The organism is Acinetobacter sp. YH12236 (genome assembly GCF_013417645.1).
Classification (GTDB): Bacteria; Pseudomonadota; Gammaproteobacteria; order Pseudomonadales; family Moraxellaceae; genus Acinetobacter.
Genome location: NZ_VPDM01000003.1, coordinates 127,238 through 144,209, shown reverse-complemented (window position 1 = coordinate 144,209; position 16,972 = coordinate 127,238). Strand labels below are relative to the sequence as shown.

Below are 16,972 nucleotides of genomic sequence, written 5' to 3'. Positions count from 1 at the left end.
CATGCATAAATCTGTCCGTCAATCTATGGCATGGCTACATTCATGGCTAGGTTTAAGTTTTGGCTGGCTCCTCTTCGCGATCTTTTTAACAGGTGCGGTTACCTATTATCGCCATGAAATTACAATGTGGATGCAGCCACAATTTGTCATGATGCAGGTGAACCAGGAAACAGCTTTAAAAACTGCTTATAGCTATTTACAGCAACATGCACCTGATGCACAGAACTGGTATATCGGGGTAGCAAATCATGATTTACCGGTTAATAAAATTTATTGGCAAACTGCAGAGGGTGCTTATCAACTTAAAACCCTGGATGCTATGACAGGTAAGGAATTAACGCTTTCGGCTACACAGGGCGGAGATTTTTTCTATAACTTTCATTTTCAGCTATATGGCGTACCTTATACCATTGGCCGTCTGATTGTCACCATTGCTGCATTCATCATGTTGATGACCCTGATTTCCGGAATCATTACTCATAAAAAAATTCTGACCGACTTCTTTACTCTGAGAGCTTTTAAAGGACAACGTTCCTATCTGGATTTTCATAATGTCAGTTCCGTCATTGCGCTACCGTTCTTTTTAACTATGACTTTTACTGGACTGGCTATTTTCTTTTATATTGTTTTGCCTTCTGGCATGAAGCAGCTATATCCAGAAAATCCATTTCAATATTTTGAAGAAATCCGAACCAAAAATGTGCTTGCTCCCTCTGCTGTGCCCATTAAAACGGAGATGTTACCGATTCAACATTTTATCACTACGGCGCAGCAGCACTGGGGAAAATCAGAATTTGACAATATTACCGTGAAGCAGCCGAATACCCAGCTGGCAAAGATTACCTTAACCGAATTGAAAGATCATTCTATTACCCGCAATCAGGCACAACTCGTATTCAATGCGACGACAGGCAAATTGCTTGAAAACACCCGTAATGACAGTGCAATTGCTACCCTGAATGCTGGAGTATATGGTTTGCATATGGCACGTTTTGCCGAACCTGTTTTACGTTTAGCCCTATTTTTCTCAGGCATATTAGGCTGTGCCATGATCGCTTCCGGATTATTGCTCTGGAGCCTGAAACGACAGATGCAGAAAAAATCGGATCGTTTTCACTTTGGATATTATCTGGTGAATCGTCTGAATATCACCATGATAATTGGTTTACCTATTGCCATGCTGGCTTATCTTTATGCAAACCGTTTGATTCACATTCCTGTGGGCACCACAAATTATGAAATCTATATCTTCTTTAGTATTTGGCTGATTAGTTTTATCTTGGCCTGTTTAACGCCACAACAGCATTTATGGAAAACGCAGCTTAAAATTCTCATCTGTGCCGCTTTTATGCTTCCACTCATCGACCTGTATTATTTGTGGTCCCAGCATTATCTGGATTCTTTTGCGAACTATTGGCTGTTTTTGCGTATCGATCTGATGCTCTGGATCTTGGCACTTCTCGCTTACTTCCTACATCAGAAAATTACACCTATCCAGCAAAAAGCTGTTCATAAAATTCAGGCCAAGCTTAAAACTGCACAGCAGGAGTCTTCTTCATGATATGGATGGCAATAGTAGGACTGATCTGGATGGCCTGTTTTGGTTTTTATGCAGTGAGTGAAAAACAGATTTTAAAAACCAGACAGTCTCGATATTCTTTTCTTGTGAGTTATCCGGTCATCGTTAAATTGATCTCAGGCAGTCTTTTACTATTGGTATTGTCCCTTTTACGAACTCAATTCAGTAGTAGTATTAGCTTTATGGCACTTTGGGTTTTTATAAGTCCAATCGTATTTATATTTATTCTGAAGATAAATAATTTAAAACAAAGAAAAATTTAAAAGTTTATAAAGGCCTTAAGAATAAAATATAGCTGAGTATATGAGGCGAGAAAATGATTTTTCCGCCTCATAAATATTAGCTTATATAGATATCTGTTTAGAACATCACTCTTAAACCGATTCCATAACGCCCGCCCTGTTCAGAATCAGATGCGTCCTGCCATGAAGTTTTCTCGTTGCCCTTGGAATATTCATAAGCAATATTAAGGTAAGGCATGATCTTTTTATTGATCTCATAACGAGTTTCCAGACCTAATGCTGCATGACTTATTCCAGTCTTTTTAGCATTGGCTGCTTTATCCTTCAAAATGAGGTCAACTTCAACATAAGGCTGCAAAATCAGTTTTTGTGTGAGTAGCAGATCACGTTCTGTTTCTAGCTCAAGTCCGATAAAATCATCTTGACCAAGATACAGATGTGCATTGGTTTCAAAGAAATACGGCGCCAACCCATGGAATCCAAATATTGCATCTACATGTTCAATATTTTGCCCAGCATTAGGCTGACCCAAATTTTCCTGACGGTAGCGAAGACCCGCCTGAGCATCCCAGAAATCTGAAATATTCCGGCTATACAGAGCTTGGACTGCATATTCTGTTGCTCTGGATTCCTGCTTGTCAGCTTTGAGTTTAATGAACAGTTTATTTTCATCCGTGCCAATCCGAAGCTCATTCTCAGACTGTAAGCCTCCCTCACCTTCTGAGTTTTTGATCCATTTATTGTCCAGTTTGACCCGCGTATAAATTTGCCCTCCATGTTCCTTGCGATGATCATGTTCGCTGGAATAGGTTGAAGCTGAATCTGGAATTAAATTTTCAGTAACTTCCAGTGCTGCTGAAGTTAAATGATGCTCTGACGATTGGAGTGATTGTTGATGATGCATCGAATGATCAGCATGCTGTTGAGATATATCTTCGGCAAAAACAGTCATATTTCCCAACGCCAATACACTAGCCAAAACAGGCTTCAAACAAAGATTAATGGTGCACATGAGCATCTCCTTGTTTTTCTACTGGTTTTGTCATGTGATGATGGGAATGCTCTTCCCGCACAGTATTCTGAGTCGAAACGTCATTTTCCTGAACATTTGCTACAATCAGTTTATTCATCATTCCGGCAGTCATGTGATACAACAGATGACAATGAATCGCCCATTCACCTAGTTCATCTGCAGTCAGCAAAGTCGTAACGGTTTTTCCAGGTGGGACAATCACTGTATGTTTATTCGGCATATCTATTGCAAACTGGCCATTTTCGAGCTGCATGAACATGCCATGTAAATGCATCGGATGTGCCATCATACTGTCATTGATAAATTTCAGCCTGATCCGTTCCCCAAATTTCACTTTGAGCGGCTCTGCTTCATTAAATTTCTTGCCGTTCATGGTCCAGATATACCGTTCCATGGTGCCGCCTAAACGAATCACCAATTCGCTTTCTGCGTCGCGAATATCTTTTTGCGGAGTTAAAGATTTGAGGTCGCTATATTGCAAAGCTTTATGCCCTACCGGTGTAGAGGCATTGGCCCAGCCGTAAACTGGTTGCTGCGTAAAAGTTTTGGCATCTTTTTCATGTTGCATATCCCCGGTCATATTTGAGTGATTCACATGATCTATAGCGGATGAAGTATCTGAATGCTCGGTATGATTGTCCTCTCCTTGTTCGATAATTTTGGCTGATGCATGCTGCTTATGTCCCATCATCGAATGTTCAGTATCTTTTTTAACATTTATGTCATGGCTAGCATGATTCTGATGATTCATCTGCTCGTGTGCTTCACCCTGCATATTGCCATGTCCCATATCTTCCATGGTCAATAAGGCACGAGGACGGGATATAGGTTTGTGTATGGCGTGATGAACTGGCTTTAACTCATTCTGTAAGCTGCCAATCGCAAAACCGGAACGGTCAATCGATTCAGCTTCAATCTGATAATGTTCCGCAGTGGGCTCCACAATCACATCATAGGTTTCTGCGGCACCAATGCGGAATTCATCGACAACTACAGGTTTGACAGGCTGTCCGTCTGCACTGACCACCGTCATTTTCAACTGTGGAATACGCACATCAAAAAATGACATGGCAGAGGCATTGATAAAACGCAATCGCACTTTTTCATTTGGTTTAAACTGTCCCATCCAGTTCTGTTCAGGCGTTTTTCCATTCACCAGAAAGGTATAGCCGGTTACATCAGACAGATCGGTTTTCAGCATGCGCATCTGATTCCACATTTTGCGATCATTCCAGGTGGCCTTAAGTCCATCCCGTTTGATTTGCTGAAAAACATCGACCAGAGTTTCACGCTGATTTTGATAATACTCGGCAGATTTTTTTAAATTATTCATGATCTGCTGGCCGGACTGCTCATGAAATTCTGAAAGCATGACCACATAATCACGCTCGGTCTGCTCATGTGCAGGAACTTCCGCCTGGTTTTTGGGATAGATTACAAAGGCGCCGTAAAGGCCGTCCTGTTCCTGCCCCTTGGAATGGGCATGATACCAGTAGGTTCCACTCTGACGAATTTTAAAGCGATAGACAAATTCCTGATTGGGTGCAATGCCCTGAAACCCGTTAAAACCCGGGACACCATCCATCAGACCGGGTAGCAATAAACCATGCCAATGAAGAGAGCTTTCTTTATTCTTTAGCTTGTTTTTGACGCGAATAACAGCTTCATCACCTTCCTCAAATTCCAGTAAAGGTGCAGGAAATTTTCCATTCACTGTAATACGTTGTACGGTTTTACCGGTGATATTGACTGGACCTTCTTCAATAACCAGCTGGTATTCTTTTACAGCAGCCAATAATGAAGACGAGATCACTAAACTTAAGCCCAATAACAGGCTTTGACTAATTTTAATCGACATAACTTAATCCTTGATTTTTGAAATATTAATAACGAGGATTAAGCTTTAGGTGGGCGCAGAATTTCCTGCCAATACCCGGCAAGGTGCTTGGCTTGATAATTAGAGATAAAAGTGGTTTCTAAGGCATGAATCTCAGGAAGAGTTAACTTCGAGATTTCCACATCGATCCAGCTACTCAGACTATGGCAAGAGCTATAAATACAATCTGGACAAACATCTTTATGGTCATTTAAGTCGGAGTGGCAATTCATGTCCTGTCTCATATCATGAGCAGAACCATGCATAGCTTGATGCTGGCGATGTAACTTCTCTATTTTTGCCATTTCCTGACAATCGGAACTCATCTGCTTGGCTGACGTTTCCAGATGCATCGTTTTTGCTGAAGCAATCGACATGCCGCTCCAGCTTACGGCGAATACCATAAGCATCACAAACCAGATCTGTTTAAAGAACTGTCTGAGCACGATGCACCCTGAAAATATAAAAATGAGTTAACCCAAATAGCATAGGGTGGAATATTAAAATTCGCAAACTTTATAAGCGCTTAATTTAAAGATTAATATTTTGTTCCTGATAAATTGATCACTTCTTAAAATAATTTAGCGGCAGCTTCAAATAAGACACACCATTGTCTTCTGGCATTGGAAACTGCCCTCCATTCATATTGATCTGGATGGCAGGCAAAATCAGCTTCGGCATACTTAAACCTGCATCACGCTGCTGACGCATCTGTACAAATTCAGATCTGCTAATCCCTTCACGGATATGAACGTTCTGGTGTTTTTGCTGCTGAATCGTCGTTTCACATTGATATTCATGACGTGACTCTGGCAAATAGTCATGACACAGAAATACCCGGGTGCTTTGCGGAAGTTGGAACAGCTGGTGAACAGAATCATATAAAACCGAGGCACTGCCATTTGGAAAATCACAACGAGCCGTGCCATAGTCCGGCATAAACAGTGTATCCCCTACAAAGACGGCATCACCAATCACATAGCTTAAACAGGCAGGTGTATGGCCTGGTGTAGGAATATTATAAACTTCCAGTTCGCCAATCTTGAAATGCTCACCATCTTCAAACAGATAATCAAAAGGCTGATGCGCATTGATCTGTTTCATGTCCAGATGATATATCTTGCCAAAAGTTTCCTGCACCAACGCAATTTTCTTACTGATTGCAATCTTGCCGCCTAATTGCTGTTTCAGATATGGGGCAGCTGTCAGATGATCGGCATGTACATGAGTTTCCAGAATCCATTCCACGGTCAAACCATGTGATTTCACATAAGCAATCATCTGATCGGCATGCTCGGTCGACGTGGTGGCAGACGCAGCATCGTAATCCAGCACGCTATCAATAATGGCACATTGAGCAGTTTGAGGATCGCTCACCACATAACTAAAAGTATTGGTATTTTTATCAAAAAATGCTTTGACGTGTGGCTGCTGTGTCATATTTATACTCCTGCCCATTTACGGTGAATCCAGACCCCAAGCAGCATAGCTGCAATAAAATACAGAGCTTGATAATGTCCCAAGCCAATCAGGGTAAAACTGGGTGCCGGACAAATGCCTGCAATTCCCCAACCGATACCAAATAATAAACTACCCGCCAGCAGTTTAGGATCAATCTTTTGATTCTTTGGTAAATCAATGGGTTCATTAAATAAAGTGGTCGGATGTGGATTATGTTTAGCTTTCTGGAAAGGAATAAAAGCCACCAGAATTGCCCCCATCATGACAAAGGCAAGACTGGCATCCCAATCCCCAAACAGATCCAGAAAATCCAGAACTTTTTCAGGATTAGACATACCTGAGAGCATTAAGCCGACTGAAAACAGGCCACCAAATAGAAAAGCGAATAGATTTTTCATTTAGATAGCTCCAACCAGATGACGAACAACATAAACCGTGATAAATCCCGCCAGCATAAAAGACCCGGTCGCAACAAAGGAGCGATTTGACAGACGGCTAATCCCACAGATGCCATGTCCACTGGTACAACCTGAACCTAAACGTGTACCAAAACCAACCAGCAAACCGGCAATGACCATCATCCATGGGCTGGCATTCAGCTCAATTTCTGGCTGAAACAATACGCCGTAGATAAATGGAACTATAAATAGTCCTGCTAAAAACCAGACCGCAGGAGTTTTGAAAATTGTCTTTCGATTAAGTACCTGCCCAACCAACCCACTCACGCCCGCAATACGGCCATTCACATACAGATAGCCGACCACTGAAAGACCAAGCAGTAATCCACCGAGAAACGCTGCCAAAAAGTCATGCATGAGCATATTCCACTTAAAATATATAATTTTATATTATATAATTATAAATATTAATCAAGACGATTTTTAAATATTGTGTGACTAATACAGGTTTTTTATATGACAGCAGATGAAACTCAGACACGTATTGATTTTTCTCAGGCTCATGTGGTAAGCGAACGCTTAAAAGTGTTGTCGAATTCTGACCGACTGAAAATTCTATGTGTACTGGTCGATAGTGAAATGAATGTGCAACAGATTGAGCTACAAACAGATATTCACCAACCCACTCTCTCACAACAACTTACGGTACTGCGAAAAGCCGAAATGGTCAGCACGCGTCGTGAAGGAAAGCAGATTTTCTATCAGCTTTCCGACCCCAAAGTACTTACCCTGATGCAAACCTTGTATCAGCTTTATTGCAAGGCTTAAGTGATAAGAAAAATCTTTATTTATCCATAATTGGAGAATACAAATTCTTAAAATATTTAAAAATTAAGTATTTTCAGGAATATCTGCTGGAGCTGTTCTGGTATCACTTTGAATCAGGCCGTCAACTAACTTGATGGTGCGATCACAACTAACAGACAAGCGCGGATCATGAGTCACCAGCAAAATGGCACAGCCCTGTTCCTTATTTACTTTACGAAACAGTTCAAAAACTTCAGACGCGGTCTGGGTATCCAGGTTCCCGGTCGGTTCATCGGCCAGCAACAAGGCAGGTTCTGTAATGAGTGCTCGAGCGATTGCAACACGTTGCTGTTGCCCGCCGGAAAGCTCATTCGGTTTTCGATGTGCATACTTTTCCAGCCCGACTGCAGCCAGAAGTTCATAGGCTCGGTCTAGAGCCTTTTGATCAGGCTTTCCATGTGCCATCATTAACGGCATAAGGACATTGTCTAATGCATTAAAAGCTTGAATCAGATGGTGAAACTGAAATACAAAACCAATACTGCTGCCGCGTAATGCGGTACGTGCAGCGTCATCCATACGGCTGGTGGGTTGACCAAGCAGATACAGTTCACCGCTAGTCGGCTGGTCCAATAGACCCAGAATATTCAATAAAGTACTTTTCCCCGAGCCTGAAGGACCAATTAGTGCTGCAAAGTCATTACGTTCAATACACAAATCAATGCCATGCAGAACTTCAACCTCATTGGGCTGACCAATATTATAGGATTTACGTAGTGCTTCCAGCCGCAGAACCTCATTCGATGAATCAGACATGACGAATCGCCTCCACAGGATCAAGTGCCGCAGCACGACGGGATGGTATAGCCGCTGCCACTACACCAGTCAATGTGGCCAGCAATAAAGCCAGCAATAGCAGATTGATTGAAATTGGGATATAGAACAGGCCTGGGCCAAATTCATTAAAGATCCAGACCAGTAAATAACTGACTGCACTGCCGATAATAGACCCCAACAAGCCAAAAATTGCGCCTTGAAACAGGAAAACGCGCAGGATTTGTCTTTGTGTGGCCCCTGTTGCCCTTAAGATGCCAATTTCACGAGTCCGTTGTACGACACTGACTGACAAGACGCTGGCAATACCAAAAGCGACGGAGATGGCCACAAAAATAATAATCATATTGGTTGAAAGACTTTGTGCTGAGATGGCATTCATTAACTGTCCATTGGTTTTAATCCAGCTTTCTGCCTGTAAGGAAGTCAAACGCCCGACCTGCGTTGCAATATTTTCTGCTTCAAAAATATCTTCTACCGTCAGGTCGATTACAGTGATCCCGCCTGGCAGGCTGAGTAAAGACTGTGCCTGTTTTAAATCCATATAGACATAGCGCGAATCCAGCTCACGTACTCCAAGTTCAAAAATTCCGGAAATATTTACGACAGTACTGTTGTCCTGACCGGTGTCTAATCGTAATTTGCTACCCACCTGTACACCCAGATCTTTAGCCAGCTGACTGCCAATCATTACATCATCTGCACCGACACGTAACTGCCCACTGATCATATATTCTTTGAGTGGAATTATTTTCTGATAACGTTCTGGATCCATGCCCACCAGCGCAACCGATTCCTGAGCTTCACCGCGCTGTGCGAATGCAGGTCCAGAAACTACTGGAGAAACAGCTGTCAATAAAGGCACCTGATCCAAGGTCGTCACGACCTCTTGCCAATTATTGATAGAGCGTAGTCTTTGGGCCCGTTTATCTTCTAGAACCAGCTGCACAGTGCCTGCGGGTGCGGGTATAACTTGGTTCACTTCATCGGGAGACAATAAACGGATATGTGCCTGTGTCCCTAAAGTCCTTTCGATGATATTGGACTGCAAGCCCTGTATCAGTGCCGAGATAAAAACAATCACAGACACCCCTACAGCAACACCCACTGTAATCATCAGAGACTGCATTCGGCCTTCTCGCAAAAAACTGATTGCGATCTTCCATTCAATCCAGAGACGCCCTAGTAATTTTTTCACTCGAATTTCACCGGTAATTCATTTTTATTGCTGGCATCATTATTCTGGTCGGCATAGTTGATTTCTTCGGGCTTAAATCGAACTCGTGTGCCATCTTTTAAAGTTGAAGTTGCATCTGACAGTACCTGATCACCCGCTTTTAAACCGGAAATCACTTCAGACATGGCAAGTCCGCGCAGACCCAGTTGCACTTTTTGTCGCTGGATTTTGCTATCACGTACCAGTAATACGGTGGCCTGATCGTCCTGTACTTTCCCTAGCGCATCATTCGGAATCGCTAAGGTACGATCACGGCGACCTGTCTCGACATTAACCGATACCGTCATATCCTGACGCAGGAAATCTGGTACCGGATCAACCGATAAACGCACTTCTACCGTGCCGCGTTGAGGATCGATACTCGGTGCAATAAAATTAATCCGGGCTGGGAAAGGTTTATCCGGGTAAGCATCGGCAATTGCAGTCGCTTTCTGGGACAACGCCAGTCGTGACAGATTACGTTCATCCAGTGGTACACGGATTTCGGTATTGCCATCCATTGCAATGGTAAATAAGGTACGTCCTGGCTGAACCAGATCGCCAGGCTCAACATCACGGGTCAGCACCGTTCCAGCAACAGTTGCCCGGATTTTAGTTTTAGCCAGTTGAGCCTGTGCCACCGAAAGCTGCTCACGTAATGAAGCCTCTTCTACCTGACCAGGTGCCAGTGCAGCTGCTTTTAAACGCACAGTTTCATAATTATTGCGTGCTACCCTTTCTGCCTCTACAGCCTGTTCAATTTCTTCTGCCGAAAGGATGCCTGCTTCGGCATTGCGACGGCGCGTCGCTTCACGGCTGGCCTGTTCCAGCTGAGCTTTTGCTGAAGCCAATTCTGCTGAGGCTTGTGGACGGCGATTGGTTGCCAGTTCATTCAATGCGACTTCTGCCTGACGAACTTGAGCTGCCAGTTCATCTGATTTAAGTACAACCAGCAAATCGCCCGGTTTGACCCGATCACCTTCCTTAACCCGACGTTCCAGCACAACACCAGTTACTTCACTACCGACTTGAGCACGTGAAACGGTGATCACCTGCCCGGTGGCAACCACTGATTGCACCAGCGGCATCGGCTCTAAGGTATAACCTGTGACTTGTGGCCCTTGCCACCAGCGAAATACGCCAAATGCAGCGAGCAGAAGTAAAAGAATCAGGACAATATATTTATAGCGGATAGCGCGCAATGTGCTTCTCCATTCTGGTTAAAAGCGCAGTTGTAAAGAAATACTTGTAGCTTATCTAGCTGTGTATTTTAGATTTATTTGGTTGTAAATAAGTTATTGGTTTTATTTTGCAGATTGGTTCCTAAATCGACTTAACTCTGCTGCAATCCACTGAAGGTATATTCCTGCTTATCGCTCTTTTCCCTACAAATAAACCCGATATTTCATCCTAGAAGTCGATTTTAAATAACTCAAACAGGCAGTTCTAAAGTGTCAATTTAAGCTAAATGAATAAATGCTAAATCTTGCACAGGTTCTGTTATGAAATGTTGAGTCTAATTCAATCCCAACTAAAAGCTCCTAATATATTTTTTCATCAAGAGCAATCATGGAAAAAATATGAATAACTATCCTGAAACTCCAGCTTCAACTGAAACCCAAGCCCATCAACCGGGTGACCAGACTAAAATGGATCCTAATCCGGAAGTCATTAAAGAAAATTATAAAGGTAGCGATAAATTAAAAGGCAAAGTAGCACTCATTACAGGTGGTGACAGCGGGATTGGTCGCTCTGTATCAGTATTATTTGCCCGCGAAGGCGCCGATATTGCCATTTGCTATCTGGATGAAGATCAGGATGCGCTTGATACAAAAAAAATGGTTGAAGCAGAAGGACGACGTTGTCTGCTGATTCAATGCGATTTACAGCATCCTGATGAAATCAAGAAAATGGTTGAGCAGACCCTTCAGGAATTTAAAACCATTAATATTCTGGTAAATAATGCAGGTGTGCAGTATCCGCAGGACAGTATTACCGATATTTCTCCAGACCAGTTATTCAAGACCTTCAATGTCAATATCCTGTCCATGTTCCATCTGACTCAGGCGGTACTTCCACATATGCAGGCAGGTGACAGTATTATCAATACCACCAGTATCACCAGCTATCATGGACATGACACACTGATAGACTATTCAAGCACCAAAGGTGCGATTACTTCTTTTACCCGCAGCTTATCTACCAATCTGGCGAAAAATAAAACCGGAATTCGTGTGAATGGTGTTGCACCAGGCCCAATCTGGACACCACTCATTCCAAGCAGCTTTGATGAAGAACAACTGGAAGATTTTGGTAAACAGACACCAATGGGACGTATGGGACAACCGAGTGAAGTCGCTCCTGCCTATTTATTTCTGGCCAGTGAAGAAGCCAGCTATATCTCAGGTCAGGTCATTCATGTAAATGGCGGCAGTATTATTAACGGCTAATCAAAGTTTGAAAGTAGATAACAGCCTTTCTAGCTGTTATCTACTTTTTTCTAAAATATTTAATACGTTTTAGTTTTAGAATCTTTGAAAAACAGAATTTGATGGATATCTATAAAATTCATCTTAAAGCTATAAAACAATTCAAACAAATCCTGACAGATGATTACCCGCGCCAAAATCATCCCTTGTTATAGTGATTTCAGACTCTACCTGATGAGGATTCTAAAATGTCTAGAGGTGATAAATCAGCTTATACCGAAAAGCAAAAACGACAGGCTAAGCATATTGAAGACAGTGAAAAAGATCGTGGTCGTCCTGAAGACGAAGCAGAGCGTATTGCCTGGTCGACTGTGAATAAGCAGGACGGCGGTGGCAAGAAAAAGAAAAACTGAGCTATCCAAAGTTCAAGGAAAGTGATGCTATTGATTTAGCATCAATTCAACTATCTAGATTTTATTCCTTTTATTTTTAAGCAATCGAAAAAGTCTGATGGCCTTAGGTATTCAGATTCTTTCCTCTGTTTTGTTATTCCATCAAATCATTCAAGATAATTTTAAGGAAAAATATGAAAATTCTGATTGTATTAACCTCCCATGATCAACTTGGCGAAACGGGTAAAAAAACCGGATTCTGGCTCGAAGAACTGGCTGCTCCTTATTACACTTTTATTGATGCAGGCGCAGACGTAACGTTGGCCTCTCCAGCCGGTGGCCAGCCACCACTTGATCCAAAAAGCAATGAACCTGATGCGCAAACCGAAACAACCAAACGTTTTGAAGCAGATGAAGTGGCCATGCAGGCTCTTGCCAATACGCATAAATTAAGTGATGTGCTGAATCAGGATTTTGATGCGATCTTTTATCCGGGTGGTCACGGACCGTTATGGGATCTGGCCAATGACCAGAATTCTATTTCCTTAATTGAACAGACTCTACAGGCCAATAAACCTGTGGCACTTGTCTGTCATGCACCGGGTGTGCTTCGCGATGTTAAAAATGCAGAAAGCCGACCTATCGTCGAAAGTAAATCAGTGACCGGTTTTAGTAATACCGAAGAAGATGGTGTTGGTCTGACTGATATTGTACCATTTTTAGTTGAAGATACGCTAAAAGAAAAAGGCGGACAGTATTCCAAGGCTGAGGACTGGCAAGTGCATGTACAGCAAGATGGCCTGTTAATTACCGGACAAAATCCAGCATCTTCTGCTGCAACGGCTGAGGCGCTGTTAAAGTTATTAAAATAATTTCATCCAGATATAAGTCATTGGAGACCAGTTACTTATTTGCTGGTAAAAAACCCTGATGTGATGTCACATCAGGGTTTATTCGTTTTATGTTGAGATTCTAATTCGCTACTGCTGCTGTTGATGCAATGTGCTGGGCCAGTAATTCTCTGAGTTTAAATTTCTGGATTTTCCCCGATGGCGTCATTGGAATCTCGTCCCAAATTTCCAAACGTTCTGGAATATATTGCACTGCCAGATTATGGGTTTTCAGGAAATCGACCAAATCATTAAAACTTAAAGACTGTGCTTGATCTTTTAACTTGATAATCGCACAGGCACGCTCACCTAGCCGTTCATCTGCATAGGCCACTAAAGCGACCACCGCCACATTGGGATGTTTATATAAAAGTGATTCAATTTCTGCGACCGGAATATTTTCACCGCCACGAATGATTACATCTTTTTTACGGCCACAAATCCGGATATAACCTTTCTCATCTTGATAGGCGATATCGCCCGTATCAAACCAGCCATCTGCATCGATATCATTTAAATGAGCACGTTTAAGATAACCGCCAAAACCGGAACAAGCACGAATCATCAAGCGACCAGATTCATTTACCGGCTTGGTCTGTCCTGTTTTATCGACAATTTTGACGTCTACACCCGGTAAGGCAATACCATCAGTATTAAAAGAACGTTCATCGTCATCTTCTGGACAGGTAGTAGTGACCGCGCCACATTCAGTCATTCCCCAGGCTGAAATCACTTTGACCCCTAAACTCTCCCGAGCTTTTTGTACCAGTGGTCCTGGAATAGGCGCACCAGCACAAAGGAAAATTTTCAGTGAATCGACTTTGTCATGCTGTTCAGCCACAGTATTGGACAGGTCGTTCAAAAATGGCGTTGAGGCCATAGTGAAATTCACCTGATGCTGATGAATCAAGTCGACTGCTTTGGATACATCCCAGACATCCTGTAATACCACTTTGGTATTGAGCTGAATCGGCATCATCAGGCCATACATAAATCCGGTCTGATGCGCCATCGGTGACGCCATCAATACCACATCATTTTCAGTTAAATGTAGTCGCTCGGCATAAGGCACAATATTGGAAAACAAGGTATTAGCGGTATGCATCACGCCTTTCGGTTCACCTGTAGTGCCAGAGGTAAAGATCAGTTGGGTAATATCATCCGGGCCAGATTCCAGCCCATCTAGTGCAGCAACGGCTGCAGCATTCTGTTCCAGACCATGGTTGAGTAACAGGCGATCAAAATTATTCTCGCCATCCCCATTCACTACAACTACGTGTTTTAGGGTGTCCAGCTTGTTGTGTAGCTGATTGGCCAACTGTTCATGGCCAAAATTACGAAAGATTTTAGGCACAACAAATACTTTAGATTCACCATGTTTAAGCATGAATTCCAATTCACGTTCACGGAATATCGGCATGAGTGGATTCAATACGGCGCCAATACGGCTACAAGCCAGATACAGCAAGGTAAATTCCCACCAGTTCGGCAACTGGCAAGACACCACATCATTTTTCTCAATACCCAACTGTTTCAAGCCCAGCGCAATTTTGTTGGTCATGTCCCAAATCTGCTGGTAGCTGAAAGTCTGTTCAGTTTGATTCTCGACCTTAAAACTCACTAAAGCGGTTTTGTCCGGATTTTTTTCTACCGCACTGCGTAAAAAATCGAGAATTGTTTGATTGAGCCAGTGTCCCTGTTTGAGCATGGCCTCTTTTCTTGTCGGGATCAGAACCGCATCGAAATCCATTCGCTTATTCCTCATTTTTTATAATAGTCTTATTTTGGCGGGGGCATACTTTCCTTAAGCTGGTACAGCCTTACGTCCTGCCTTATGCCGAGCGATAATTGTTTTCATGATCTGTGCTGTGCCATCGCCAATCTGGAATCCTAGTACATCACGCATGCGTTGTTCCATCACACCACGGTCATAACCGGCATGACCATAAGTCAACAGGCATTGATGAATCACATCATAAGCCAGCTTTGGTCCCCACCATTTACACATGCCTGCTTCAGAGGTATGTGGTAGATGGTTATCTTTGAGCCATAAGGTCTGTAGGCACAGTAAGCGTGCAGCTTCTACCTGCGTTTCATATTCTGCCAGCGGATGGGAAACACCCTGGAAGGCGGTGAGTGGCTGACCAAAAGCTTCGCGTTGCGCAGCATATTCCCAAGCCTCATCCAGACTGACGCGTGCAACCGCTAATACTTGCAAACCAATCAGGGCACGCGAGAAATCAAAGCCCTGCATAACCTGAACGAAACCTTTATTTTCATTGCCCAGACGATGATTTACTGGTACACGGACATTGTCAAAGAAGATCGAACCGCGACCAATCGCACGCTGACCATGGCAGTCAAATCGTGTGGTGCTGATGCCTGGTAAATTCATCGGAACCAAGAGCGCCGTAACACCATGGGCTCCGCTCTCATTTGTACCGCTGCGGCCAAAGACCACTGAAGCATCTGCCTGATCGGCTGCTGAAATCGAAGTTTTTTCACCGTTAATGACATATTCATCGCCATCACGTTCAATCTTTAAACGTAAGTTGGCAGCATCTGAACCACCACGTGGCTCGGTCAACGCAATAGAAAAAATCGCTTCACCAGCGGTCAGTTTTTTTAACCATGGCTCCACCACTTCAGGCTGTCCATGTTCTGCCAGAATCTGACCATTTAAAGAAGCCAGCAAGTTGATATAGGAAAAACTTAAGTCTGCTTTGGCAATGGCTTCATGGATAATCCCTGCTGCCAGTCGGCCCATACCCTGACCACCGTATTGTTCAGGGAGTTCGGGGGCTATAAAGCCCATTTCCCCCATTTTTTTCACCAGATCACGATCAAAGACTCGGCTTTGATCACGCTCCAGAAAACCGGGAGCCACATATTTCTGGGCAAATTTTTCTGCCGTTTCAGCTAAAAGTTCTAGATCTTCGGTGATATAAGGATTCTTTTTCATTGATCAGTCTCCTTATTTAGCATACTTACGGAATTCAGGCTGACGTTTTTCCTTCAATGCATTCACGCCTTCACGAGACTCTTCAGTATCGTAATAAAGTTTTAGCGCATACATGCCCATGCCAGCGATCCCCGCCTGATGTGCGGTATCCATATTGAAACTGCGTTTGGCAATCGCGATTGCGGTCGGACTACGCTGACAGATTTCTTCGCCCCATGCCTGAACTTCTGTATCGAGTTGATCTGCTGGTACACATTTATTGGCCAATCCAATTTCAACCGCTTCCTGACCAGAATAACGGCGGCACATGTACCAGATTTCACGGGCTTTCTTCTCACCCACGACGCGTGCTAAAAATGCTGTGCCATAACCTGGATCGACTGAACCCATTTTTGGCCCGACCTGACCAAAGATTGCTTTATCTGAACAGATCGTCAGATCACAAATCGTGGCCAGTACATTACCTCCCCCAATCGCATAACCTTGTACGCGCGCAATTACCGGTTTGGGGACATCACGAATGACGGTATGCAATTCTTCCATCGGTAAACCAATGGTACCGCGACCGTCATAATTACCATCATGCGCAGACTGATCACCACCAGTACAAAACGCTTTTTCACCCGCGCCGGCCAATACAATCGCCCCAACGTTACGGTCATAGCCTGCCTTATTTAAAGCCTTGATCAGTTCATCACAGGTCGTACCACGAAAGGCATTCATTTTTTCTGGACGGTTAATCGTGATCCAGGCTACACCGTTTTTTACTTCATATAAGATATCTTCAAAATTCATGTTCATTACGTCCTGTACTGTTTTATCTGTCTAATTTAGTGTTAATTAATTTGATGCT

At 43.2% G+C, this 16,972-nt stretch carries 17 protein-coding genes; 5 read left to right on the top strand and 12 right to left on the bottom strand.

Annotated elements, in window-relative coordinates; translation table 11 throughout:
- Position 1 precedes the first annotated feature (1 nt).
- On the top strand, positions 2 to 1,561 hold the full coding sequence (locus FTV14_RS02835) for a PepSY domain-containing protein (RefSeq protein WP_180053287.1): 1,560 nt from the start codon (positions 2 to 4) through the stop codon (positions 1,559 to 1,561).
- A 378-nt stretch (positions 1,562 to 1,939) separates the two neighbouring features.
- Here the strand turns inward: FTV14_RS02835 and FTV14_RS02830 are convergent, their stop codons facing one another.
- The 6 genes from FTV14_RS02830 to FTV14_RS02805 form a co-directional block, all read right to left on the bottom strand.
- Positions 1,940 to 2,833 (bottom strand): copper resistance protein B, encoded by an 894-nt coding sequence (locus FTV14_RS02830; RefSeq protein ID WP_180053286.1) that lies wholly within the window; start codon positions 2,831 to 2,833, stop codon positions 1,940 to 1,942.
- Complete coding sequence (locus FTV14_RS02825; RefSeq protein ID WP_180053285.1) at positions 2,820 to 4,712, bottom strand: copper resistance system multicopper oxidase; 1,893 nt, start codon at positions 4,710 to 4,712, stop codon at positions 2,820 to 2,822. Before FTV14_RS02825 ends, FTV14_RS02830 begins: the two co-directional genes overlap by 14 nt.
- A 38-nt stretch (positions 4,713 to 4,750) precedes the next feature.
- Positions 4,751 to 5,176, bottom strand: coding sequence for a hypothetical protein (locus FTV14_RS02820; RefSeq protein ID WP_180053284.1), 426 nt, complete (start codon positions 5,174 to 5,176; stop codon positions 4,751 to 4,753).
- A 118-nt stretch (positions 5,177 to 5,294) separates the two neighbouring features.
- On the bottom strand, positions 5,295 to 6,170 hold the full coding sequence (locus tag FTV14_RS02815; protein ID WP_180053283.1) for an MBL fold metallo-hydrolase: 876 nt from the start codon (positions 6,168 to 6,170) through the stop codon (positions 5,295 to 5,297).
- A gap of 2 nt (positions 6,171 to 6,172) precedes the next feature.
- Positions 6,173 to 6,589, bottom strand: a complete 417-nt coding sequence (locus FTV14_RS02810; protein ID WP_125278655.1) for a DUF6691 family protein — start codon at positions 6,587 to 6,589, stop codon at positions 6,173 to 6,175.
- Positions 6,590 to 7,006, bottom strand: coding sequence for a YeeE/YedE family protein (locus FTV14_RS02805; RefSeq protein ID WP_034170880.1), 417 nt, complete (start codon positions 7,004 to 7,006; stop codon positions 6,590 to 6,592).
- Between the two features lie 99 nt (positions 7,007 to 7,105).
- On the opposite strand from FTV14_RS02805, the gene FTV14_RS02800 reads away from it, so the two are divergent.
- A complete protein-coding gene (locus FTV14_RS02800; RefSeq protein ID WP_125278654.1) occupies positions 7,106 to 7,417 on the top strand; it encodes a metalloregulator ArsR/SmtB family transcription factor in 312 nt (103 codons plus the stop codon).
- Positions 7,418 to 7,480: 63 nt separating this feature from the next.
- On the opposite strand, the gene FTV14_RS02795 is transcribed toward FTV14_RS02800, so the two are convergent.
- Genes FTV14_RS02795 through FTV14_RS02785 form a run of 3 tightly spaced genes read right to left on the bottom strand, consistent with a single transcriptional unit; the run spans position 7,481 to position 10,648 of the window.
- Entirely contained in the window at positions 7,481 to 8,212 is a 732-nt protein-coding gene (locus FTV14_RS02795; RefSeq protein ID WP_159123573.1) for an ABC transporter ATP-binding protein, read from the bottom strand.
- On the bottom strand, positions 8,205 to 9,428 hold the full coding sequence (locus FTV14_RS02790) for an ABC transporter permease (protein ID WP_159123574.1): 1,224 nt from the start codon (positions 9,426 to 9,428) through the stop codon (positions 8,205 to 8,207). The genes FTV14_RS02795 and FTV14_RS02790 overlap by 8 nt, the downstream gene beginning before the upstream one ends.
- Positions 9,425 to 10,648, bottom strand: coding sequence for an efflux RND transporter periplasmic adaptor subunit (locus tag FTV14_RS02785; RefSeq protein ID WP_180053282.1), 1,224 nt, complete (start codon positions 10,646 to 10,648; stop codon positions 9,425 to 9,427). Before FTV14_RS02785 ends, FTV14_RS02790 begins: the two co-directional genes overlap by 4 nt.
- 378 nt (positions 10,649 to 11,026) lie before the next feature.
- Here FTV14_RS02785 and FTV14_RS02780 point away from each other — a divergent pair, with 378 nt between their 5' ends.
- The 3 genes from FTV14_RS02780 (at position 11,027) to FTV14_RS02770 (ending at position 13,139) form a co-directional block, all read left to right on the top strand.
- Positions 11,027 to 11,896 (top strand): SDR family oxidoreductase, encoded by an 870-nt coding sequence (locus FTV14_RS02780; RefSeq protein ID WP_159123576.1) that lies wholly within the window; start codon positions 11,027 to 11,029, stop codon positions 11,894 to 11,896.
- A gap of 227 nt (positions 11,897 to 12,123) precedes the next feature.
- A complete protein-coding gene (locus FTV14_RS02775) occupies positions 12,124 to 12,288 on the top strand; it encodes a hypothetical protein (protein WP_166138732.1) in 165 nt (54 codons plus the stop codon).
- A gap of 173 nt (positions 12,289 to 12,461) precedes the next feature.
- Complete coding sequence (locus FTV14_RS02770; RefSeq protein ID WP_166138729.1) at positions 12,462 to 13,139, top strand: type 1 glutamine amidotransferase domain-containing protein; 678 nt, start codon at positions 12,462 to 12,464, stop codon at positions 13,137 to 13,139.
- A 100-nt stretch (positions 13,140 to 13,239) separates the two neighbouring features.
- Here the strand turns inward: FTV14_RS02770 and aliA are convergent, their stop codons facing one another.
- Genes aliA through badI form a run of 3 tightly spaced genes read right to left on the bottom strand, consistent with a single transcriptional unit; the run spans position 13,240 to position 16,914 of the window.
- Positions 13,240 to 14,907, bottom strand: coding sequence for a cyclohexanecarboxylate-CoA ligase (aliA, locus tag FTV14_RS02765; RefSeq protein WP_166138724.1), 1,668 nt, complete (start codon positions 14,905 to 14,907; stop codon positions 13,240 to 13,242).
- 54 nt (positions 14,908 to 14,961) lie between these two features.
- Positions 14,962 to 16,119: a cyclohexanecarboxyl-CoA dehydrogenase gene (gene aliB, locus FTV14_RS02760; protein WP_180053281.1), complete on the bottom strand. Its 1,158-nt coding sequence runs from the start codon at positions 16,117 to 16,119 to the stop codon at positions 14,962 to 14,964.
- 12 nt (positions 16,120 to 16,131) lie between these two features.
- Positions 16,132 to 16,914, bottom strand: coding sequence for a 2-ketocyclohexanecarboxyl-CoA hydrolase (gene badI / locus FTV14_RS02755; RefSeq protein WP_180053280.1), 783 nt, complete (start codon positions 16,912 to 16,914; stop codon positions 16,132 to 16,134).
- Positions 16,915 to 16,972: the final 58 nt, after the last annotated feature.